Annotated in this window: 17 protein-coding genes; 16 read left to right on the plus strand and 1 reads right to left on the minus strand. The window is 49.1% G+C overall.

Annotated features, from left to right (window positions below):
* The first annotated feature begins 46 nt into the window (after positions 1-46).
* From nth to BN2373_RS05440, 11 genes are all read left to right on the plus strand, one after another.
* Entirely contained in the window at positions 47-706 is a 660-nt protein-coding gene (gene nth / locus BN2373_RS05390) for an endonuclease III (RefSeq protein ID WP_074017967.1), read from the plus strand.
* Positions 700-1,983: an aminoacetone oxidase family FAD-binding enzyme gene (locus BN2373_RS05395; protein WP_053943086.1), complete on the plus strand. Its 1,284-nt coding sequence runs from the start codon at positions 700-702 to the stop codon at positions 1,981-1,983. The genes nth and BN2373_RS05395 overlap by 7 nt, the downstream gene beginning before the upstream one ends.
* Positions 1,984-2,173: 190 nt before the next feature.
* The gene (ileS, locus tag BN2373_RS05400; RefSeq protein ID WP_053943523.1) at positions 2,174-5,296 is read left to right on the plus strand and encodes an isoleucine--tRNA ligase; all 3,123 of its coding nucleotides are present in this window, start codon (positions 2,174-2,176) and stop codon (positions 5,294-5,296) included.
* Positions 5,297-5,595: 299 nt separating this feature from the next.
* Positions 5,596-9,384, plus strand: a complete 3,789-nt coding sequence (gene rpoB / locus BN2373_RS05405; RefSeq protein ID WP_053943087.1) for a DNA-directed RNA polymerase subunit beta — start codon at positions 5,596-5,598, stop codon at positions 9,382-9,384.
* A gap of 20 nt (positions 9,385-9,404) precedes the next feature.
* Complete coding sequence (rpoC, locus tag BN2373_RS05410; RefSeq protein WP_053943088.1) at positions 9,405-13,043, plus strand: DNA-directed RNA polymerase subunit beta'; 3,639 nt, start codon at positions 9,405-9,407, stop codon at positions 13,041-13,043.
* A gap of 83 nt (positions 13,044-13,126) precedes the next feature.
* Positions 13,127-13,924: a patatin-like phospholipase family protein gene (locus BN2373_RS05415; protein ID WP_053943089.1), complete on the plus strand. Its 798-nt coding sequence runs from the start codon at positions 13,127-13,129 to the stop codon at positions 13,922-13,924.
* 144 nt (positions 13,925-14,068) lie between these two features.
* Positions 14,069-14,482: a 30S ribosomal protein S12 gene (gene rpsL / locus BN2373_RS05420; RefSeq protein WP_019134107.1), complete on the plus strand. Its 414-nt coding sequence runs from the start codon at positions 14,069-14,071 to the stop codon at positions 14,480-14,482.
* A gap of 132 nt (positions 14,483-14,614) precedes the next feature.
* A complete protein-coding gene (gene rpsG, locus BN2373_RS05425) occupies positions 14,615-15,085 on the plus strand; it encodes a 30S ribosomal protein S7 (protein ID WP_053943090.1) in 471 nt (156 codons plus the stop codon).
* Between the two features lie 18 nt (positions 15,086-15,103).
* Positions 15,104-17,209 carry an elongation factor G gene (gene fusA, locus BN2373_RS05430; protein WP_274380703.1) on the plus strand — a complete coding sequence of 702 codons (2,106 nt, stop codon included), beginning with the start codon at positions 15,104-15,106 and terminating at the stop codon, positions 17,207-17,209.
* Between the two features lie 102 nt (positions 17,210-17,311).
* On the plus strand, positions 17,312-18,502 hold the full coding sequence (tuf, locus tag BN2373_RS05435; RefSeq protein ID WP_053943091.1) for an elongation factor Tu: 1,191 nt from the start codon (positions 17,312-17,314) through the stop codon (positions 18,500-18,502).
* A 66-nt stretch (positions 18,503-18,568) separates the two neighbouring features.
* Positions 18,569-19,072: a methylated-DNA--[protein]-cysteine S-methyltransferase gene (locus tag BN2373_RS05440; RefSeq protein WP_053943092.1), complete on the plus strand. Its 504-nt coding sequence runs from the start codon at positions 18,569-18,571 to the stop codon at positions 19,070-19,072.
* A 182-nt stretch (positions 19,073-19,254) separates the two neighbouring features.
* Here BN2373_RS05440 and BN2373_RS05445 read toward each other — a convergent pair whose 3' ends face one another.
* A complete protein-coding gene (locus tag BN2373_RS05445) occupies positions 19,255-19,632 on the minus strand; it encodes a helix-turn-helix domain-containing protein (RefSeq protein WP_053943093.1) in 378 nt (125 codons plus the stop codon).
* A gap of 136 nt (positions 19,633-19,768) precedes the next feature.
* Here BN2373_RS05445 and BN2373_RS08100 point away from each other — a divergent pair, with 136 nt between their 5' ends.
* The 5 genes from BN2373_RS08100 to BN2373_RS08070 all read left to right on the plus strand — a co-directional run bounded on the left by BN2373_RS08100 (position 19,769) and on the right by BN2373_RS08070 (position 23,411).
* Complete coding sequence (locus BN2373_RS08100) at positions 19,769-19,984, plus strand: helix-turn-helix domain-containing protein (protein ID WP_074017968.1); 216 nt, start codon at positions 19,769-19,771, stop codon at positions 19,982-19,984.
* A gap of 323 nt (positions 19,985-20,307) precedes the next feature.
* Complete coding sequence (locus BN2373_RS05450; RefSeq protein ID WP_053943094.1) at positions 20,308-21,534, plus strand: TadA family conjugal transfer-associated ATPase; 1,227 nt, start codon at positions 20,308-20,310, stop codon at positions 21,532-21,534.
* Between the two features lie 9 nt (positions 21,535-21,543).
* Positions 21,544-22,341: a type II secretion system F family protein gene (locus BN2373_RS05455; protein WP_154826137.1), complete on the plus strand. Its 798-nt coding sequence runs from the start codon at positions 21,544-21,546 to the stop codon at positions 22,339-22,341.
* A 263-nt stretch (positions 22,342-22,604) separates the two neighbouring features.
* Positions 22,605-23,183, plus strand: a complete 579-nt coding sequence (locus BN2373_RS05460) for a hypothetical protein (protein ID WP_154826138.1) — start codon at positions 22,605-22,607, stop codon at positions 23,181-23,183.
* A gap of 27 nt (positions 23,184-23,210) precedes the next feature.
* The gene (locus tag BN2373_RS08070; protein ID WP_053943097.1) at positions 23,211-23,411 is read left to right on the plus strand and encodes a Flp1 family type IVb pilin; all 201 of its coding nucleotides are present in this window, start codon (positions 23,211-23,213) and stop codon (positions 23,409-23,411) included.
* The last annotated feature ends 4 nt before the right edge of the window (positions 23,412-23,415 follow it).

Here is a 23,415-nt window from a genome sequence, read left to right on the forward strand (position 1 = left end):
GGAATGAATAGATCATGACCCAAGTCTTTAGAGAAGGAGTCCAACCATGCATCCCATGACCCGCGAGGAAGCCCATGAAATTGCTTTCGGCTTAAAAGAAAATTATCCCGGTTTACAGCCTTTTTTAATGGCAAGAAATCCCTTTGAATCTTTGGTAGCAACTATTTTATCGGCTCAAACTACGGACCGCCAGGTAAATAAGGTGACCCCTGCTTTATTCGCAGCCTACCCGGATCCCCTTGCTCTGAGTCGGGCCGATGAAGAGGAGGTCATGGACTATATCCGGTCCATCGGTTTTTTCAGAACAAAGGCCAGAAATATAATTCGGACCTCCCAAAAGCTGGTCGAGGAATTCGGGGGAAAGGTTCCGAATACCATGGAGGAACTGATGACCCTTCCCGGGGTGGGAAGGAAGACGGCCAACGTGGTCCTGGCCAACTCCTTCGGTCAGCCTTCCATGCCGGTGGATACTCACGTTTTCAGGGTTTCCAATCGACTTGGCCTCTCCCGATCCGAGAACCCGGAAGAATGTGAACAGGATTTGAGAAAACTATTGGAGCCGGAATATTGGAACTATTTTCACCTTTCCATCATCCAACACGGGAGGGACATTTGCTCAGCCCGGTCCCCCCGCTGTGAAATCTGTTTTTTGAAAGACCACTGCCGGTTTTTTGCTTCCTTGGAAAGTGAAGGGAAATCTTGTTAGATCATCAGGGCCGGCCTTATCGGGTGGCCATTATCGGCGGGGGAGCTTCCGGTGTCTGCCTGGCCGGTCTTTTAGCGAATAGAAAAGGGCAAGACCTTCCACTCGATGTGGAAATTTTTGAGCAAGGAGAGGATATTCTCCGGAAGCTTCTGGCAACAGGCAATGGACGCTGTAATTTTACCAACCGGGACATTTCTCCGAATCATTATACGGGGAAGAGTCGGGAAGACATTAGTCAGGTCCTGGAAGAATTCGGTTTTGAAGAAGCTGTCGCTTTTTTCCAAAGCTTGGGCATGCCTTCGAAAGTTTTGGATTCCGGCATGGCCTATCCTGCCACCATGAAGGCGGAAACCCCGGTTAGTCTTCTCAAGGCCTGGATTAAATATGGAGGCGTTGGGGTCCATCTTTCCTGTGAAATCCGGTCTATCGAAAAAGAAGTTGGAAACTATCGGGTTCGAGACAGGGAAGGAAGGGACTGGGGGCCTTATCAGACCGTAGTTTTAGCAACCGGCGGTGCCTATGGGATCGGCAAGAAGGAGTGGTCCCGGGGTTACTCCCTGGTTAAGGGTTTGGGCCATCGCCTGACCCCCATTTATCCTGCTATCTGCAGTTTGGCAGTTCAGGAATCGACTCTCTGTAAAAAAGCCTCCGGAGATAAGCTGGAGGCAGACCTCCGGATGATCAATGAGGGAGGAGAAGTGAAAGCTCGATCAGGTGACCTCCTATTTACTGACTATGGAATTTCCGGCATGGGTGTCTTCCGCCTGTCCAATGACCTTATGGCTATGGCTGCCGGCGGAAAGATGCCTGAAGTGACGGTTGACCTTCTTCCTCATCTCGCACCGGAAGAAGGAAAGAATGCCCTTATTACCATATTCAGCCAGAGAAAAGAGTGGAGGGTGGAGGAGGCTTTGGCCGGCTTCCTTCCCCGTAAAATTCTCCGTGCCGGATTGGAGGAAATAGGCATTCGGCCGGAAGATCGTTTTTCCTCTTATCCCTTCTCTCATTATGAAAATTGGCTTTCTTTTTGTAAGAGCCTGACTTTCCATATCAAGGGATCGCGGAAGAAGGACCACGGTCAGGTAACCTGCGGGGGCTTAGCTATGGACCAGGTGGACCCCTGGAACTTGGAATCAATGCTGTCAAAAGGACTTTATTTTATGGGTGAAGTTTTGGATGTCCAGGGGGAATGTGGGGGGTACAATCTTCACTGGGCCTGGGCTTCTGCCCATACGGTTTTCCGAGCTATTGTAAAAGAGGCAGAGGATAAAATCTGACTTTTCCTTCCTCTGAAGAAGGGGAAAGAACCTGGACGACAGGGGAAAAAGTGCTATTATTATATACAGTTGTAAAATTATAAAGAAAAATGATTGGTCCTCAATCAGGGTTCAGGGGAAAGGTCAAGCGCTTAGCCTCTAGCGGCAAGTGGTTGCCGTGACCATTGAACCAATCAGAAAGGAGCAAGGCTTGACGTATAAAGAACTGCCGAAAGACGCACGACAGGGCGAGCTTGATTTAATCGATCGATGGGAAAAAATGGATCTTCTTGACCGGTCGATTAAAGAAAGAGAAGGCAAGCCGAATTACGTTTTCTATGATGGCCCGCCAACGGCAAACGGGAAACCGGGAGTTCACCATGTGATCGCCCGGACACTTAAGGATATGACTTGCCGCTATAAGACTATGCAGGGCTACCGGGTTCGCCGCAAGGCCGGTTGGGATACCCATGGACTTCCGGTGGAAATTGAGGTGGAGAAGAAACTGGGTTTCCACGACAAGCAGGATATTGAAGCCTATGGTGTAGAGAAGTTCAATGAGAAGTGCCGGGAGTCGGTCTTCGAATACCGTGATCTTTGGATGGATATGTCCCACCGGATGGCCTTCCTGGCCGATATGGATAATCCTTACATTACCCTGGATAATGACTATGTGGAGACGGTTTGGCATCTTTTGGACGATTTCTACCGGAAGGGTCTGATCTATAAGGGGGCAAAAATCCTCCCTTACTGCTCACGCTGTGGGACAGGTCTGGCCTCTCATGAAGTTGCCCAGGGCTATGAGGAAGACGACGTCATGACCGTCTATCCCATGTTCCCCATCAAAGGAAAAGAAAAAGAATATTTCCTGGCTTGGACGACTACGCCCTGGACTCTTCTCTCCAACGTGGCCTTGACGGTCCATCCTGATGCTGACTATGTCAAGGTCAAACAGGGGGATGTGAAACTCATCTTAGCCAAAGCCCTCATGGGCCAGGCCCTCCGTGATCAATACGGTGAGATCGAAGTCTTGGAGACCATGAAGGGTAAGGACCTGGAGTATATGGAATACGACCAGCTCCTTCCTTTTGTTGACGTCAAAGGGAAGGCTTTTTTCGTCACCTGTGCTGACTATGTCACCATGGAAGACGGAACCGGCGTTGTTCATACGGCTCCTGCCTTCGGTGAGGACGACTACCAGACCGGCCGCCGCTATGACCTGGCCCTGGTCAACCCGGTGGGGGATGACGGGACCTTCCTGGAAGGCCCCTATAAGGGAACTTTTGTCATGGATGCAGATCCCCAGGTCATTCAATACCTCAGGGACAATGGCCTTTGCTACGGGACCCAAAAGATCACCCATAACTATCCCCACTGCTGGCGCTGCCACACTCCCCTGATTTATTACGCCAAGCCCTCCTGGTATATTGATGTTTCCTCTCATGCCCAGGAGATGGTGGAGGCGAATAAAAAGGTCAATTGGTTCCCCGACCACGTGGGTGAAAAGCGATTCGGCAATTGGCTGGAAAATCTCAAAGACTGGGCAATTTCCCGTACCCGGTATTGGGGAACTCCCCTTAACCTCTGGGTTTGTCCGGATTGTGGCCATGTCCACTCCGTAGGGTCTCGCAAACAGCTGGCGGAAGAGGCCATTGAAGAAATCGATGAATCCATCGATCTTCACCGCCCCTATGTGGATAACGTCCACATCAAGTGCCCCGAATGCGGAGGGACCATGTCTCGCGAGCCTGACGTTATCGATGTCTGGTTCGACTCCGGGGCCATGCCCTTTGCCCAGCTCCACTATCCCTTCGAACACAAGGATGACCTGGAGAAGGAATTCTTCCCGGCTGATTTTATCTCTGAAGGCATCGACCAGACCCGTGGATGGTTTTATTCCCTCATGGCCATTTCTATCCTTTATAAGGGCCTTGCCCCCTATAAAAACGTCTTGGTCAATGACCTGGTCTTGGACAAGAACGGAGCCAAGATGTCCAAGTCCAAGGGCAATACTCTGGATCCTTTCGATCTCTTCGATAAGTATTCAGCGGATGCCATCCGCTTCTACTCCCTCTTCGTCTCTCCACCCTGGGTACCCACCCGCTTCGATGTAGAAGGGGTAAAAGAGGTCAACGCCAAGTTCTTCCGGACCTTGAAGAACGTCTACCAGATGTTCGCCCTTTATGCCAACACCAATGGTTGGGAGGCGGCTTCCTTTTCCGTCCCGGTGGAGGAACGGCCGGAAATTGACCGCTGGCTCCTCTCTCGCTTCCAGTCCCTCTACAAGACCTACCGGGAGGAGATGGAAATCTTCGAATATACCAAGGTGGTCCATGCCCTATCGGACTTCGTTGTGGAAGACCTGTCCAACTGGTATATCCGTCGGAACCGGTCCCGCTTCTGGTCCTCTGAAGATAGTGACTACGTCAAATCCTGCTTCCTGACCACCTACGAAGTGGTCCTGGGCCTGTCCAAGCTCATCGCCCCCATCACCCCCTTCCTGGCTGACCAGGTTTACCTGGCCCTGACCCATGGGGAGGCCATGGACTCCGTCCATCTGGAATACCTGCCGGAGGCCCATGAGGAAATCATCGATAAGGCCCTGGAAGAGAAGATGGACCTGGTCCGCAAGATCGTCAACCTGGGCCGGGCCTCCCGTGAGGATGCCCAGATCAAGGTCCGCCAACCCCTCCAAGAGATTATGGTGGACAAGAAATACCGGGATCAGATTGCTGACTTAGTTGACTTGATCAAAGAGGAACTGAATGTCAAGGAAGTTGTCTTTTCCGATGCCCTGGCGGATTATGCCAATATTGCCTTAAAACCCAACTATAAATTGGCGGGGTCTATCCTGGGCGGAAAGATCAAGGAATTTGCCCGGAAACTCAAGGAAGTGGATGCCCACCAGTTCCTGGAAAAAATTCAAGACGGCCTTGTGACCATGGAACTGGGCGGTGAAGAAGTCTCCATCCCTAAAGATTACGTTCTTGCTGATTTCCATGCCAAGGAAGGCTACGACGTGGCCATGGATGGGAATGTCTCCGTAGTTTTGGAGACGGAACTCAATCCTAACCTTATCCGAGAAGGATTTGCCCGCGAGTTCATTTCCCGGATCCAACAAGCCCGGAAAAAGAAGGACTTCGATGTGGCTGACCGGATCGAGATTGTCTATGACGGTGATGAAACCCTGGTGGATGCTATCCGGGAGAATCAGGAGATGATTGCCGGCAATGTCCTTGCCCTGGCATTGACTTATGAAAAGGGAACAAAAGGGGAGGAAGAAGACCTCAACGGACATACCATTCATTTCACCCTGAAAAAGGTGGATGATTAAATTTTTTCTCTGAAAATAAGCGAAAACGCCTGGATCTGTCGAACCACGGGTCCGGGCGTTTTTTACTTGATTTTTTCAGTACCATAGGCTATACTATAAACAAGTCATTTCTATAAATGAGTTTTTTCTCTATATCTCCTATTTTGGACCGGTTATGTCTTGACCAGGTTCCTTTTTTCGTGCTATACTCACATATTGCAACAGTGTTAAATCGGTACTTATGCCGATTTTTTCTTATTCTTTACGATGAAATGACCGGTTCTCACAATTGTTGAAAAAAGTAAGGGGTGGCTATGGTAATGCACAATCATACAGAGATGTATGGGCGGACGGCACGCGAGACCTTTTCTCGCATTCCTTCCGTGCTGGAATTTCCCAACCTGCTGGACATCCAGAAGAACTCTTTTGAGTGGTTTTTGGAGGAAGGCCTGGGTGAAGTCTTGGCGGATATTTCTCCCATTCGTGACTATTCGGGCGGCTTGGTCCTCGAATTTGTCGATTATACCTTTGACGATGAGTCGGAATACTCCGTGGAAGAAGCCAAGGAACGGGATGTCAACTACTCCAAAAAGCTTCGGGTAAAGGTCCGCTTAATCAAAATGGATGAGGGCGAGATCATGGACGTCAAGGAGCAGGAAGTTTTCCTGGGCGACATTCCCATGATGACCCCGACCGGGACTTTCATTATTAATGGGGCCGAGCGGACAATTGTTTCTCAGCTCATCCGGTCTCCCGGTGTCTATTACACCTCTTCTTTTGATAAGTCGGGAAGCCTGGAAGTCGCCTCCACCGTCATTCCTAACCGGGGTGCCTGGCTGGAATATGACAATGATGCCAACGGTGTGGTCAATGTCCGCATCGACCGGACTCGCAAGCTCCCTGCCACCACCCTAATCCGTGCCCTCCTTTTTGAAAGCAACCAGGAGATGGTGGATGTTTTAGGGGAGAGTGAAGCCCTGGCCAAGACCCTGGCGAAGGATGTTTCCAAAAATCGGGAGGAAGCCTTATTGGAAATCTACCGTAAGCTTAAGCCCGGAGATATGGCTTCTCTCGAATCGGCAGAGCCTCTAATCCACAACCTCTTTTTCGATCCCAAGCGTTATGACCTGGCCCACGTCGGTCGTTACAAATTCAATAAAAAGCTTACCGTATTCAACCGGATCCATAACCGGATTCTGGCTGCTGATGCCATCTCCGAGGACGGAGAAATCATCGCCAAGGAAGGGGACTTCCTGGATGAAGATTTAGCCATGGCCATCGAAAATGCCGGCATCAATATTGTCGATGTCTATCCCGACCGGACCATGGAAAAGCAGGTTCGGGTAGTCGGGTCTCACTTTGTGGACTACCGGACTTTCCAGGACCAGATCCCCGATGTTGATCTGGATCAATTCAAATTCTCCGATAAGATTTATAAACCCGCTATGGATGCTGCTTTGGAGGCCTTTGAAGCCAATGAAAATGGAGCCTTTGATGAAAGCCGGCGGAAGGTTCAATATATTAAGCGTCATATGGATGAGATTAGCCCCCGACATATTACTCCGGCGGACATTCTAGCCACCTTATCCTATCAGCTGAACCTGTATGACGGGATCGGCGACACCGATGACATCGACCACCTGGGCAACCGCCGGGTACGCTGCGTTGGTGAACTTCTTCAGAACCAGTTTCGGATCGGTCTCTCCCGGATGGAGAGGGTGGTCCGCGAGCGGATGACCACCGGAGACCAGGACTTGGCCACCCCCCAATCCCTCCTCAATGTTCGTCCGGTAACAGCAGCCATCAAGGAATTCTTCGGATCTTCCCAGCTTTCTCAGTTCATGGACCAGACCAATCCCATGTCGGAATTGACTCACAAGCGTCGTCTTTCAGCCCTGGGGCCGGGCGGACTTTCCAGAGACCGTGCCGGAGCGGAAGTCCGCGACGTCCACGATTCTCATTACGGCCGGATTTGTCCCATTGAGACCCCTGAAGGTCCCAACATCGGCTTAATCACTTCCTTGACTACCTATGGTCGGATCAATAAATTGGGCTTCATTGAGACCCCCTACCGAAAGGTCATCAAAGGAACCGGTCAGGTGACCGATGAGATCATCTACATGACGGCCGATGAAGAAGATAAGTACATCAAAGCCCAGGCCAATGAACCTCTGGACGACAAGGGCTTTTTTATCAACGAACGCGTTTCCGGCCGGGGTATCCGGGCGGAAAACGGAATTTTCCCACGCGATGAAGTTGACCTTATGGACGTTTCTCCTCAGCAGATTGTTTCTGTCGGGGCAGCCATGATCCCCTTCCTGGAAAATGACGATGCTACCCGTGCTTTGATGGGAACCAACATGCAGCGTCAGGCGGTCCCCCTGATTAAGACCACGGCTCCAATTATTGGTACCGGTATTGAGCACAAGGCAGCCTGCGATTCAGGTGTCATGGTTCTGGCGAAAGAAGACGGGGTGGTCACTTCTGTTGACAGTGACCATGTCGATGTCACTGACAAGGATGGGGAAGTCCACCACTATAAGATCTTGAAATTCCGTCGGGCAAACCAAGGAACCTGTTTTAACCAGCGTCCTATCGTTCGCGAAGGGGAAAAGGTGAAAAAGGGTGATACCCTGGCTGATGGCCCCTCTACGGATATGGGAGAAATTGCCTTAGGCAAGAATATCCTCATTGCCTTCATGGAATGGGAAGGCTACAACTATGAAGATGCTATGCTCATCAATGAATCCCTGGTTATTGACGACACCCTGACCTCGGTTCACATTGAAGAGCATACCTGCGAAGCCCGTCAGACTAAATTGGGACCCGAGGAAATTACCCGGGATATTCCCAATGTAGGCGATGATATGAAGAAGAACCTGGATGAAAACGGGATTGTCCGCATCGGAGCGGAAGTTTTTGCCGGAGATATTTTGGTCGGCAAGGTGACACCTAAGGGAGAAACCGAGCTTTCACCGGAGGAACGTCTCCTCCGGGCCATCTTTGGAGAAAAGGCCAGGGAAGTCCGGGATGCCTCTTTGAAGGTGCCCCATGGAGAATTCGGTATTGTCGTCGATATCAAGACCTATTCGCGGGCAAATGGGGACGATTTGGCCCCGGGCATCAACGAAGTGGTTCGGGTTTACATCGCCTCCAAGCGAAAGATCATGGTGGGGGATAAGATGTGTGGCCGTCACGGGAATAAGGGTGTCGTCTCTCGAATCCTGCCCATGGAAGATATGCCCTTCCTTCCTGATGGAACCCCTGTTCAGATCTGCCTGAACCCCTTAGGTATTCCTTCCCGAATGAATCTGGGGCAGGTTTTGGAAGTTCACCTGGGTATGGCCGCTAAGAAGCTGGGCTGGAAGGTGGCGACCCCGGTATTCGACGGTGCTCAGGACTATGAAATCGAAGAAGCCCTTGAGAGTGCGGGTTACGATATTTCCGGTCAGATCCAGCTTCGCGATGGACGGACCGGGGAGGAGTTTGCCCAGCCCGTTACCGTAGGCTATATGTATATGCTCAAGCTCCACCACATGGTGGAAGAGAAAATCCATGCCCGGTCCACAGGCCCCTACTCCCTGGTTACCCAACAGCCTCTGGGCGGTAAGGCCCAATTCGGTGGTCAGCGTTTCGGGGAGATGGAAGTATGGGCTCTGGAGGCTTATGGTGCTTCCCACACCCTCCAGGAAATGCTCACCGTCAAATCGGATGATGTGACCGGCCGTGTCCGGACCTATGAAGCCATCGTTAAAGGTGAGAATATTCCTGAGCCGGGCATTCCCGAATCTTTTAAGGTTCTGATTAAGGAACTCCAATCCCTGTCACTGAACGTCAAACTTCTGGATGAGGATGGGGAAGAAGTTCAATTGAAGGACGACTTGGACGACCTCACCCGCTTCTCCCAGATTGAAGAAATCGATGAGAGACAGAGTGAGGACCTGCCGGACCGCTTTATCCGTGATGCCAGCGAAGGGGATGAAGAGGAAGATGAGGACGACCTGATCGATGTCGATGAGGACGACCTTGATGACCTGGAAGACAGTCGGTTAGAAGATGAGGAAGAAGAAGAACTGAACCGTGCCGTGGAAGATGAAGAGGACGAATAGTCCGGGAGAGGAGTTCGATCTTGAAAAGAACCAATAATTTTGATGCCATTCAAATAAAAATAGCTTCTCCGGAAAAAATTCGTTCCTGGTCCCACGGAGAAGTGAAGAAGCCGGAAACAATCAACTACCGGACCCTGAAGCCGGAAAAAGACGGTCTCTTTTGCGAAAAGATTTTCGGTCCTACTAAAGACTGGGAATGTAACTGCGGAAAATATAAGCGGATCCGCTATAAGGGCGTGGTCTGCGAGAAGTGTGGGGTTGAAGTCACGAAGTCCAAGGTTCGCCGGGAGAGGATGGGTCATATTGAATTGGCCTGCCCGGTTTCCCATATCTGGTATTTTAAGGGGATTCCCTCTCGAATGGGTCTCCTTCTGGATATGTCACCCAAGGCCCTGGAATTGGTCCTCTATTTTGCCAATTACATCGTTATTGATCCGGGTATTGCCGAGGGCGACCTCTATGAGAAGCGACTCCTCAGTGAAACGGAATACCATGAGTATCGGGAGAAGTACGGTGATGGATTCCGGGCCGGCATGGGTGCGGAAGCGGTTAAGGAACTCCTGGCCAAGTTAGACTTGGAAGAGGAGGAAAAGAGGCTTAAAGAGGAGTTGGAGGATGCCTCCGGTCAAAAGAAGGTTCGAATCCTCCGCCGGATGGAGGTGGTGGAAGCCTTCCTTCTTTCCGGAAATAAGCCGGAGTGGATGTGCCTGGATGTCCTTCCGGTCATGCCGCCGGACCTCCGCCCTATGGTTCAGCTGGAAGGAGGACGCTTTGCAACGTCCGACCTAAACGACCTCTATCGCCGGGTCATCAACCGGAACAACCGGTTGAAGAGACTCCTGGACATCGGGGCTCCGGACATCATTGTTCGAAATGAAAAGCGGATGCTACAGGAAGCGGTGGATGCCCTGATTGACAACGGACGTCGGGGAAAGCCGGTAACCGGAGCTTCCAACCGACCCCTAAAGTCCCTCTCTGACCTCCTGAAAGGGAAGTCAGGCCGCTTCCGCCAGAATCTTTTAGGTAAGCGGGTGGATTACTCCGGACGGTCGGTTATCGTCGTCGGCCCCCACCTCAAGTTCTACCAGTGCGGGCTGCCTAAAGATATGGCACTGGAACTCTTTAAGCCTTTTGTGATGAGAGAGCTGGTCGCACAGGACCAGGCCAACAATATTAAAAATGCCAAGAAAATGGTGGAAAGAAAGGATCCACGCGTATGGGGTCCCCTGGAGAAGGTTATTAAAGACCATCCCGTTCTCCTCAACCGTGCTCCTACCCTTCACCGGCTGGGCATCCAGGCCTTTGAACCTATCCTGGTTGAAGGCAAGGCCATCCAGCTCCACCCCTTGGTTTGCACCCCCTACAATGCCGACTTCGACGGCGACCAGATGGCGGTCCATGTTCCTCTGTCCACAGAAGCACAGATCGAAGCCCGCCTCCTTATGATGTCGACCAACAACATCCTGGCCCCAAAGGATGGAAAGCCCATCAATACCCCAACCCAGGACATGGTCCTCGGTGTTTATTACCTGACCAAGCCCCCTGTCTCCGACCAGGTGGTCATGAACTTCCAGGGTTACGATGAGATGGTCCAGGCCTTGGTTAATGGCTATATCGATGTTCACTCCAACGTAGGTGTTCGTCTCTTTCAGGGGCCGGAAGACCACGGGAAGTTGGTCAACTCAACAGTAGGCAACTTCATCTTCAACCATGCCATTCCTCAGGACCTGGGTTTTGTGGACCGGTCAGAAGACCCTTATAGCCTGGAGATCAATTGGCGGGTGGCAAAGAAGCAATTAACCCAAATCATTGACCGTTGCTTCCGTATCCATGGCAACATTCGGACGGCCCGCATGTTGGATGATATGAAAGCTCTGGGTTACAAATACTCCACCCTGGCCGCTCTTTCCGTATCGATGAACGATGTCCAAATTCCCCAGGTTAAGTTTGACCTTCTGAATGCAGCTGATGAGGAAGTGGATAAGATCAAACGCCTGGCCAGCCGTGGTCGGATGACGGAAACCGAGCGAAAAAAAGCTGTCGTGGAGATTTGGAACAAGACTACGGATGACATTGAAAAGGAAGTCTTTAACAACCTGGGTGAGGACAATTCCATCGCGACCATGGCCCTTTCCGGGGCACGTGGTTCTTCCAAGCAGATTTCTCAGCTGGCCGGTATGCGTGGACTGATGTCCTCCGCAACCGGGGAAACCATTGAAATTCCCATTCGAGCCAACTTCCGTGAAGGCTTGTCCGTTTTGGAATTCTTTATTTCCACTCATGGATCTCGTAAGGGGCTTTCGGATACTGCCCTCCGTACCGCTGACTCGGGATATTTAACCCGACGTTTGGTGGACGTTTCTCAGGATGTCATCGTCACGGAAGATGATTGCGGAACTGACCGCTATATTGAGGTTTCCGACATTAAGGAAGGGGATGAATTGATCGAGTCCCTCTCTGACCGGATTATCGGCCGGACCTCCTTTGAAGACATCCTCCACCCCAACACGGGTGAACTGATTGTCCGCAAGGATGACACCATTACCGAGAGAATCAGCGAGGAGATTGTCAAGGCTGGAATTGAGAAGGTCAAGGTCCGGTCCATCCTCGAGTGTAACACTGTTCACGGGGTCTGTGCCAAGTGTTACGGACGAAACCTGGCGACAGGCAAAGCGGTTAATATCGGTGAAGCTGTCGGTATCATCGCTGCTGAGTCCATTGGCGAACCGGGTACCCAGCTGACCATGCGGACTTTCCACTCCGGTGGTGTTGCAGGAACCGCGATTACTTCCGGTCTTCCTCGTGTTGAAGAACTTTTCGAGGCAAGAAAGCCTAAGGGTCTTGCTCCCATAGCCCGGACTTCCGGTGTAGTTTCCTTTAAGGAAAACAAAAAACGCCGGGATATTGTCATCACCTCCGAGGAGGGACACCAGGAAACCTACACCATCCCCTATGATTCCAAGATTGACCTCCAGGAAGGGGACTATGTAGCAAAGGGGCAAAGGCTGACCGCCGGATCTATCAATCCGGTTGAGCTTCTGGAAGTTTTAGGACCGGAAGCTGTACAGAACTACATCACTTCCGAAGTTCAGAAGGTTTACCGTCTCCAGGGCGTTGATATCGATGACCGCCATATTGAAATCATCATCCACCAGATGATGCAGAAAGTTCGGATCCTGGAAGCCGGAGATTCCGGTTTCCTCCCGGGCACCCTCATGAATGCTCGTTTGGTTGCCCTTAAGAACCGTCAGCTACACGAAGAAGGGAAGGAAGAGGTAGTTTACGAATACCAGCTTCTCGGAATCACCAAGGCCTCCATCGCCTCGGAATCCTTCCTCTCCGCCGCCTCCTTCCAGGAGACCACCCGGGTACTCACCGATGCTTCCATCAAGGGCAAGGTGGATTACCTCCGAGGGCTCAAAGAAAATATCATTATCGGAAAGCTCATTCCTGCCGGTACCGGAATGAAGCTCTACGCCAATAATGAGATAGACTATGAGGGCATGGATGAGGACCTGGCCAGGATTGAAGGCCTTCGGGCTGAGGGCGAGTCCTATGCCGGAACGGATTCTTTGGAGGATGAAGATTCCGACGAGGAATCTGCTGACCTTGCCGAGGAAACGGAAGAAGAAAGGGAAGAAGCTTCTTTTGCTGAATAGTTTTATTGAATAGGAGATAAAGGGGGACGGGCCTACCGGTCTTTCCCCTTTTTATTTTGGTCAAAGGCATAAGGGGGAAGTTGATGGCAAGAAAAAGTAAACGAGCTTTGGTTCTTGAAGGCGGCGGGGCAAAGGGGGCCTATCAAGTAGGAGCCTACCGTGCTCTTCAAGAGGCCGGATTGGAATTTGACTGCTTTATTGGCGTATCTATCGGTTCCTTAAATGGGGCTATGTTTGCTTCAGATAAGGCGGAACTTTGTGAGAAGCTCTGGCTTTCTTTGGATCTGTCAGAAATTTTTGGCTTGGACCAGAACGACTTGAACCGCCTCTATGAAGAGGACGATTTCTATGAAAGGATTACCGCCGGAGCCGATTTGGTGAAGGTTCTTTTGGACCACCGGGGCTTACCGGTAGAACCGATGAAAGAGCTTTTTCGTCAGTTCATTGATGAGGAGGTCCTGCGTCAATCAAGTAAGGAATTCGGCCTGGTCACCTTCAATGTTACCAAGAGGCAGGGAGTGGAATTATTTTTAGAGGATATCCCTCAGGGCAGCCTGCATGATTTCCTCATGGCCTCCTGTTATTTACCGGTTTTTGAAATGAAACCGATTATGGGGGATTACTATCTTGATGGGGCTTTCCATGACCGGCTCCCGATTTCCATGGTGGAGGATCTTGCCGATGAGGTTGTGGCGATTGGCCTGAATCCCGATAAACTCCGTTATAAAAACATTGAAAACAAGGACCGGGTTACCCTTATCCATCCATCGCGAAGTTTGGGGAAGAGCCTGGCTTTTTCTCCTGAAAATGCTCGACGGAATATGGATTTGGGCTATGAGGATACCAGGATCTTTTTAAGGGAGCAAAAAAGGCTGAAATAGGCCAAAAACTTGACGAAATAGGGAATCCTATGTATACTGTATAAGGTTATCTTGGAGGAGATTGCTCAGTCTCCTCCCTATTTATTGAATAGAACCGCGAGCTCCGGTCCAGACCGGATACTATCAAAGAAAAGGAGGAAGAGTATGCCGACAATTAATCAGCTCATTCGTAAAGGGAGAAAGACCGAACGAGCCAAGTCATCCACCCCGGCTTTAGGGTACAACTTCAACACATTGAAGAATCGAGCCACTCCGGTTCAGTCCCCTCAGAAGCGTGGTGTCTGCACTTCGGTTCGTACCGTTACCCCGAAAAAGCCGAACTCCGCTCTACGAAAAGTCGCTCGTGTCCGTTTAACCAACGGTGCGGAAGTATTGTCTTACATTCCGGGCATCGGTCATAACTTGCAGGAACACTCCGTGGTCTTAATCCGCGGCGGTCGTGTAAAGGACCTTCCTGGTGTGCGTTACCACATCATCCGTGGAACCATGGATACCGCCGGTGTTCAAGGCCGTAAACAGGCCCGGTCCAAGTACGGTGCTAAGAAAGATGCCAATTAATTAATGTAAGATGTTTGTGCATACAGATTTCCCCATTTTAAGGGGTGTCCATGCACAGCAGCGTAAGAAGACTGAGGTTTTCTGCGTTGAGTACCCATAATCTACTTTTAGATGAGTAAGGAGGGAAGCGAAGTGTCTAGAAAAGGACATATCCCCAAGAGAAAGGTTATGCCGGACCCAAGATTTAATGACATCGCCGTATCCAAGTTGATTAACCAGGTGATGTTAGACGGCAAAAAGGGCCTTGCTCAAAAGATCGTTTACGGTGCTTTTGACTACGCCCAGGAAAAAGTGGGACAGGATGGACTGGAGATTTTCCATAAAGCTTTAGAAAATACCACCCCATTGTTGGAAGTAAAAGGACGCCGTATCGGCGGTGCGACCTACCAGGTACCTATGGAAGTTCGTCCCGAACGTCGTCAAACCCTTGCTTTGCGCTGGATCGTTTCATTCTCCAGAGCCCGCAGCGAGAAGACCATGGTCGAAAGACTGGGCAGCGAGTTAATGGATGCCTTTAATAACACAGGCGCGAGTGTAAGAAGAAAAGAAGAAATGCACCGTATGGCCGAGGCCAACAAGGCTTTTGCCCATTTCCGTTACTAATTTGGAAGGAGACTTTCTGTGGCAGAAAAGCATACAGAATTAAAAGACATCCGCAATATCGGAATTATGGCGCATATCGATGCCGGTAAAACGACGGTCACTGAGCGTATCCTCTTTTACACCGGGAAAATCCACAAGATGGGGGATACCCACGAAGGTGCTGCTCAGATGGACTGGATGACCCAGGAACAGGAGCGTGGAATTACGATCACTTCCGCGGCAACAACCTGCTTCTGGAAGAGAAATGATCGCCTCCACCGTATAAATATTATTGACACTCCGGGACACGTGGACTTCACCGTTGAAGTTGAACGTTCCCTCCGTGTTCTCGATGGATCGGTTGCTCTGTTTGATGCCAAGTCAGGCGTTGAACCTCAGTCCGAGACCGTTTGGCGTCAGGCGGACAAGTACAGCGTTCCTCGCATGTGCTTCATTAACAAGATGGATGCAACAGGAGCCAACTTTTTCATGGCCGTTGATACGATTCGTGAAAAACTCCGTGCTAACGCTGTTCCTGTTCAATGCCCCATCGGTTCCGAAGCGGAATTTAAGGGAATTATCGACCTGCTCAGCATGAAAGCGGAAATCTATCATGACGAGTTGGGAAAGAATATCACCGAAGAAGAAATTCCGGCTGACCTTCAGGATAAGGCTGAGGAAATGAGGATGGAACTCATTGAAGAACTGTCCGAAGTTTCCGATGATATTGCTGAGGCCTACCTGGAAGATAAGGAAATCACTCCTGAGATGATGCGGACGGCCCTTCGGACCGCCACCATCGACCGGAAGGTTTTCCCTGTTCTTTGTGGATCCGCATACAAAAACCGTGGCGTACAGTTTTTAATTGACGCTATTGTAGACTACATGCCCAGCCCCTCGGATGTTCCTCCGGTTCAGGGAATTGCACCCGGAAGTGAGGATGAGGAAGATCCTGAGGCTTTGGAAAGACAAGCCGATGAGAACGGACCTTTCTCCGCTCTTGCCTTCAAGATCGTGACCGATCCTTATGTGGGTAAGCTCTGCTACTTCCGCGTTTACTCCGGAAAGCTGGAAAACGGATCTTATGTCTACAATTCCACCAAGGGCACGAGAGAGCGTGTCTCCCGTATCCTTCAGATGCATGCGAACAAGAGACAGGAAATAGAGGTCGTTCAGGCCGGAGACATTGCTGCGGCTGTTGGTCTTAAAGGCACCACCACAGGTGATACCTTATGCGACCAGGACGACCAGATTATCCTTGAAAATATGACCTTCCCCGAGCCGGTTATCTCGGTAGCTATTGAGCCCAAGACCAAGGCCTCCCAGGAGAAGATGGGGATTGCTCTTCAGAAATTGGCAGAAGAAGATCCGACTTTCCGGACCTATACCAATGCTGAAACCGGGCAAACCATCATTGCCGGTATGGGCGAACTACATTTGGAAATCATCGTTGACCGTCTTCTCCGTGAGTTTAAGGTTGAGGCTAACATCGGTAACCCGCAGGTTTCTTACCGCGAGTCCATCTCGACCGAGTCCGAGGCTCAAGGGAAATTCGTTCGTCAGTCCGGTGGTCATGGTCAATATGGTGATGCCAGCATTCGGATTAAGCCGGGTGAACCCGGAACAGGTATTGTTGTCCACAACAAGATCGTCGGCGGTGTTATTCCCAAGGAATTCATCAATCCGACTATCCAGGGTATCGAAGAGGCCTGTCAGACCGGTCCTATCGCAGGATTCCCTGTTTTGGACGTGGATGTCGAACTTTACGACGGTTCTTACCATGAAGTCGACTCTTCGGAAGCTGCCTTTAAGATTGCCGGCTCCATCGCCATGCAGAATGCCTTGAAGAAGGCCAAGCCTACCCTTTTGGAGCCTCTCCAAAAAGTCGAGATCGTAACCCCTGAGGAGTACCTGGGTGATGTCATGGGCGACGTTTCTTCTCGCCGTGGTACCATCGAAAAGATGACACCGCGTGAGGGTGTTCAAGTTGTCGATGCCTACATTCCTCTTTCAGAGATGTTTGGCTACGCAACGGACCTCCGGTCCAAGACTCAGGGTCGTGCCACTTACTCGATGAACTTTGATCACTATGAGAAGGTGCCCGAATCCATTGCAGAGGAAGTTTCGGAGAAGAAGAATAAGTAAAGCTTCTCGGAACGAAGCGATGACTTAAAATTTGGAAGTTTTCGACGTTTTATCGTATAATCGTCATGAGCGTTACTTTTCACAATGAATTAGGAGGAAGCAATGGCTAAAGAAAAATTTGAACGGAATAAACCGCACGTAAACATTGGTACCATCGGTCACGTTGACCATGGTAAGACCACTTTGACAGCAGCGATCACCAAGGTGATGAATGAAAGATTCGGAACCGGTGCAGCCGTTGCCTATGAAAACATCGATAAGGCTCCGGAAGAAAGAGAACGTGGAATCACCATCAACACTTCTGTTGTTGAATATGAAACCCCCAATCGTCACTATGCTCATATGGACTGCCCCGGACACGCCGACTATGTTAAAAACATGATCACCGGTGCTGCACAGATGGACGGCGCCATCCTGGTCGTTTCTGCTGCTGATGGTCCCATGCCTCAGACCCGTGAGCACATCCTCTTGGCTCGCCAGGTTGGCGTTCCTAAGATCTGCGTCTTCCTGAACAAGAAGGACCAGGTTGATGATGAAGAGCTGATCGAATTGGTTGAGATGGAAGTCCGCGACATGCTCTCCGAGTATGACTTCGATGGCGACAATACACCTATCGTTGTTGGTTCCGCCCTCAAGTGCCTGGAAGAAGGCGGCGAATGGGAAGATGCTATCGTTGAACTCATGGAAAAGGTTGATGAATATATCCCCACTCCTGAGCGTGATACCGACAAGCCCTTCCTGATGCCTGTCGAAGACGTTATGACCATTTCCGGCCGTGGTACAGTTACCACCGGACGTGTTGAGCGTGGTATGATCAAGGTTGGTGACACGGTTGAAATCGTCGGCCTGACCGACAAGTCCCGTGAAGTTGTCGTTACCGGTCTTGAAATGTTCCATAAGTCCCTGGATCAATCCGTTGCCGGTGATAACATCGGTGCTCTCCTCCGCGGTGTTCAACGCAATGAGGTTGAGCGTGGTCAGGTTCTTGCCGCTCCCGGTTCTATCCATCCCCATACTGAGTTCGAAGGTGAAGTTTATGTTCTGACCAAGGATGAAGGTGGTCGTCACACTCCCTTCTTCTCTGGTTACCGTCCTCAGTTCTTCTTCAGAACTACCGACGTTACCGGTGATATTGAACTTCCTGAAGGAACCGAAATGGTTATGCCTGGCGACCATGCTAAGCTGAACATCAAACTGATCGCTCCGATCGCTATCGAAGAAGGTCTTCGTTTCGCTGTTCGTGAAGGTGGTCATACGGTTGCTTCCGGTGTGGTTACCAAGATTATCAAGTAATTACCTTTTGTAAAAAAATGTGCCAAGTGCTCAATGCACTTGGCACATTTTTTATTAGGAGAAACTATGTATCATTACGATTCCATCCTTGGTCGTCTATACATCGAAATGTCCAGAAATATCCTGTATTCTCTCTATTGGGAGGACCACAAAGGCTTCCATCCGCCCCGTCGAAGCTTGTCCATTCCTCTAACCGGTGAAGGAATCAACTGGATTGGGCATTGGCTGGATACCTACTTTTCCGGGCAACCCGTAGAGTTAAGTGCTTTGAAGGAAACAGGCGTTCGTTTTGAACCCCAAGGTACTGACTTTCAGGAAGAAGTATGGAATCTCCTGGTCGATATTCCCTATGGAAAGTTGGTTTCTTACGCTCAACTGTCTCAGCTCTATATTCAGACCTATGGTCGACCAACCTCTCCTCGGGCGGTGGGGGGTGCTGTGGCAAGAAACCCTATCTCCATTTTTATTCCTTGTCATCGGGTTATTGGGGCTGACGGGTCCTTAACAGGCTATGCAGGCGGAATGGAGCGAAAGAAATTCCTTTTAGAGTTGGAGGGGTCTCTTCGCTAATGATCAATAAAAAGCTCCGGTAGAAAATGCACTGACCCTCAAAAGTTGGATTTCTTGGTCCAACTTTTGGGGGTCAGTGCAAAACCGGTTTTTTTTTATGCAAAAAAGGATGCTGCTTCCCGAGTATGGAACACATCAGGGACAAAATATGCTTATGATAGAGGATGAACAAGGACAACAAGCTAAGAGTGATAGGTATCCTTGTCCCGGCTTCTTTTCCAGAGGAGGAAGTGGATATAGGCTTGGACATTTTCCCTTTCCTTGGGAGTCAAATTCTCATAATGATCCAAAAGATCAAAGGGATCACCGTCTTTGAGAGAGCTTTCAGTATCAAAGGATCGAATATCCACTTTGAGAATGGAGGAAATGACAACAAGAAGCTCGATAGACATGGAGTTTTTCCCCATCTCCCAAGCGGAAACCGCATTGCCGGAATAGGACGTTCCCATTTTTTCATTGATGGCTTCTGCCAGCTCATTTTGGGTGAGAGATCGGGCATGGCGAAAGACTTTAAGCTTTCTTCCAATAGCCAGCTTTAGATTGTAAATATCTTCTTTCATAGGGACCTCCGCTATTGTCCCATTATAAGTGATGAAGAAGTGTTTGTACAAGCTTGTCAGGCTTAAATTCTTTTGATATTCTATTCTAAATAGAGTTAATAAAAATAATACATTATAAATGGAGTGAGAGGGTTCAATGAATAATGTAGTAGGTCCCAGGATCAAATCATACATCGAAGGACATGGTATTTCTATTCGATTTCTATCCGAAAAAACAGGAATATCTATCCAAGCCCTCCGCCGAATTTTGAATGGAAAGAGTAAACTTGCTGCTGAAGTGTACTTTCTATTATGTCGAGAGTTAGACCTGCCGGTCAATTATTTTATGAGTCCGGATATTAAATCAAAATAAGTGAATAATGAACGATGGATCAAGTCCCCTCAATATGAAGGGGCTTTTTTTATTTCCAGAAGTGAGATTCTCATGGAACATATACCCCGGAAACCGGGATACGGAGGGGACCTTATTTCCTTATCATTAAAAGTGCCCAGCGATGTGTATTGACTGAGAATCCCCACTACCATTGAGAACTGATTCTATCTCTTTGCTTGGAAGCCGCTGAACATATGTACACATCAATAAGCCACAAGGGGTTGTGGCAGGTTAGGACAAACCGGGTGCGGGCAACAACCGAGGGTCGTCCACCCTCGGTTCGAAAGGAGTGTGATAACACCATGGGAGATGATCAAGAAAGGCGGGCTTTAGAGGATGTCATCAATAACCTTAGGGTTAAGGAAGATTTGACTGAAATTGATGATGGGCTTTTATTAGACCGGGTGGAACGTGCAATATTGACCCACCCTTTTCTTTCTAAAGGAACTTTGGAGGAAAAGGCTCTCTGGATTGACCAGACCTATGCCAATATCCGAGGGTATGGGATTTTAGATTATTATTTGGAAAATCCAAAAATTACGGAGATTATGGTCAACACCTATGATGAAATATTTTATGAAAAGCATGGACAAATATATAGGGGAGAACGAATCTTTTCATCAAAGAAAAAATTACTTGATACGATACAAAAAATAGTTAGTGATAGCGGTAAAGAGGTTAATCGAAGAAAACCTATCTGCGATTGCCGGATGAAGGACGGATCCAGAGTTAATGTGGTGTTAGAACCCATTACTGCCCATTCTCCGGTTTTAACGATAAGACGATTTTCCGATTCCTATTATGGCTTGGAAGACCTGGTAACCAACCATACCCTGAGTCAGGAAGCGGCAGACTTTCTCTCCGCTTGTATAAAAGCAAAATCAAATATCTTTATTTCGGGATCAACAGGATCGGGTAAAACAACCCTTCTTAATGCCTTGGCCGGCCAGATTCCGGTGGAGGAACGATTAATAACGATTGAAGATGCCAGAGAATTAAATTTTGGAAGCCGGAAAAACTGGATCGCCCTTGAAGCCAGGTCACCGAGTATAAAGGGTCAAGGAGGTGTGGATATTCGAGATCTCATCCGGACATCCCTTCGGATGAGGCCGGATAGAATTATTGTCGGAGAGGTTCGTGGAAAGGAGGCAATAGATATGCTTCAAGCCATGAATACCGGGCATGACGGATCTCTTTCCACCGGTCATGCTAACTCGATTGAGGATATGCAATTTCGCTTAGAAACCATGGTAATCGGGGGACACGAAGGACTTCCTTTACAGGCAATTCGCCAGCAGATTGGAGCGGCCATTGAAATCTTTGTCCACCTCTCTCGCATGCCGGACCATTCCCGGAAGCTGGTCGATATTAAAGAGCTGGTTATTGAAAATGGCCATCTCGTCTATCACAGCCTTTTTCATAAGTCCTGGAAAGATCCAATGGACAGTCCGGCAAAGTGGACCGGAACTTATCTGATGAGAAAGGATAAGTTTTTACGGGAAGGGGTAGTTACCCCTATTCTCGGATAGGAGGAGACCGTGAAAATAGAAACAAGAGATCAGAAGTATTATCCCCTTCCGAGATTTTATCAGCTATTCGCACTCAGTTTATCCGGTCTATTCTCATGGATTTACTATCCTCGTTGGTGGTTTGTTCTTCCGGGAATGTTATTGGGGCTGCGTCAGATAAAAGCCTGGTGGAAGGAGAAGCAGGTTAGAGATCGGAATAAAGCGATGGAAGAGTCGCTCTTGTCTTTTTTCGAGCGTTTAATGAACTATTTAGATGCCGGCTATAATCCTTTGGAGTCCTGGGCCGGAGCAGGACGTGCTCTTAAGGGGGAAAAAAGAGAAGGAGATAGTAAATATCAATCAATGCAAGAAAGAGATGGTCAAGAGAAAGTGACCGAAGAAGTTTTGGCTGTTATTCGGAAGTATGAGGAAGGAAAAAGTTTGGAGGAAGCTTTGGAATATTTTAGCCAGGAGCTTTCCTCCCCTCTGGTTGAAAACTTTATCCGCCATTTCATCCTTGGAATACGACAGGGTGGTGATCTTGCCCAGTTGACTGAGAGTTTTTATCGCCTTCTTTTTGACCGTCAAGAACTCAACCGGGATCGGGAAACGAAACTCTATGCAGCAAAAAGAGAACTGGTCATTCTTTTCATCATGCCTTTCGTATTATTGGCTTCCCTTCGCTATAGTGCTTTGGAACAAGGAGGGGAGGGGCTTTTTAATTTCATCATTCATCTCTTTTGCCTGGGTCTCTTTTATCTGGCTTGGCGGTGGGCAAAAGCGATCATCAACCGAACGGAGCTCAAGGAACAAACGAGGTCTTTATGAGTTTATTTTATTGCCGACAGATTCTTGCTTGGATATTTCTTATTGGATGGTTAATCCTTTACGGCAAGATGTCTTGTTCCCGGAAGAACGGAAAGATGGGGGATCACAGCGGATATACATGTGGAGGAATAGGATATTTCCTTTTATCCCATCTTCCTGAGCCTATCAGGACCTATCGGTGGCCCTTAAAGAAGAATTTCCTGGTGATCATTGATGGTCAAGCTAAAGGGGAAGCAGCTCTTCTTTACAGAGAATGCAGAAAAATGCATGATCTTTATCTTCTAGCCGGATGGATTTCACCGTCCATTCTTTTTCCCTCTCTTTTTCCCCTTCTCCTTGCCCTTTCTATTGGTCGATGGTTTTATGAGGATCATTTCCTATCCAAAAAGGCAAAGGAAATCCAAGATGAGGTAATTCAAAGTCTTCCTGAGATGCTAAGCCGTCTCCTTCTCTCCATTCAAGCAGGTTCTCTTGTCCAAGATGCCTGGACAGAAACCGGTTTATCCCAGGAAGGAATTTTATATGAAGAGATGAGGGAGCAGGCTGTCCTGGTCAAACAGGGTGTCAGCTTAACAGAAAGCTATCGCAGTTTTGGACGACATTTTCAGTTGCCTGTTCTGGGTGAGATCGGTCAGCTTATGGTTGAGGGACTTCATCTGGGAACCCAGCAACTGGTCAAAGAACTCGAAACCATACGTTCTCGTCAGGTCCAAGCGGTAAGGCGGAGGATGATGGAAGAGGCGGAACGTGCATCCCAACAAATGATATTTCCAAGTATCTTGCTATTTATTGGGATCCTGATTTTGGTAATGGCTCCTATGTTGGCACAGGGACTGGTATAGAAAGGTGGAAATAATATGCTTATACCGATGAAATTGAAATTTTTTGTGGGATATGAAAGAGAAAAATGGAAAAACATAATTCGTGAGGAAAGAGGAGAAGTCAATATGGTAGCGATCGTTCTCATCATCCTGGTCGTTATTGCCCTTATTGCCATTTTTAGGGATAACTTAACGCAACTGCTGGGAACTCTTTTTGAAAAAATTGAACAGGAAGCCCTAAATATCTGACGTA

Source organism: Kallipyga gabonensis, from assembly GCF_001286805.1.
Taxonomy (GTDB): Bacteria; Bacillota; Clostridia; order Tissierellales; family Peptoniphilaceae; genus Kallipyga; species Kallipyga gabonensis.

Bases quoted from the DNA above. Each gene is read 5' to 3' on its own strand.
- nth (WP_074017967.1), top strand. From the start codon at position 47: ATGCATCCCATGACCCGCGAGGAAGCCCATGAAATTGCTTTCGGCTTA.
- rpoB (WP_053943087.1), top strand. From the start codon at position 5,596: ATGCACAATCATACAGAGATGTATGGGCGGACGGCACGCGAGACCTTT.
- BN2373_RS05415 (WP_053943089.1), top strand. From the start codon at position 13,127: ATGGCAAGAAAAAGTAAACGAGCTTTGGTTCTTGAAGGCGGCGGGGCA.
- rpsL (WP_019134107.1), top strand. From the start codon at position 14,069: ATGCCGACAATTAATCAGCTCATTCGTAAAGGGAGAAAGACCGAACGA.
- tuf (WP_053943091.1), top strand. From the start codon at position 17,312: ATGGCTAAAGAAAAATTTGAACGGAATAAACCGCACGTAAACATTGGT.
- BN2373_RS05440 (WP_053943092.1), top strand. From the start codon at position 18,569: ATGTATCATTACGATTCCATCCTTGGTCGTCTATACATCGAAATGTCC.
- BN2373_RS05445 (WP_053943093.1), bottom strand. From the start codon at position 19,632: ATGAAAGAAGATATTTACAATCTAAAGCTGGCTATTGGAAGAAAGCTT.
- BN2373_RS08100 (WP_074017968.1), top strand. From the start codon at position 19,769: ATGAATAATGTAGTAGGTCCCAGGATCAAATCATACATCGAAGGACAT.
- BN2373_RS05450 (WP_053943094.1), top strand. From the start codon at position 20,308: ATGGGAGATGATCAAGAAAGGCGGGCTTTAGAGGATGTCATCAATAAC.
- BN2373_RS05460 (WP_154826138.1), top strand. From the start codon at position 22,605: ATGCATGATCTTTATCTTCTAGCCGGATGGATTTCACCGTCCATTCTT.
- BN2373_RS08070 (WP_053943097.1), top strand. From the start codon at position 23,211: ATGAAATTGAAATTTTTTGTGGGATATGAAAGAGAAAAATGGAAAAAC.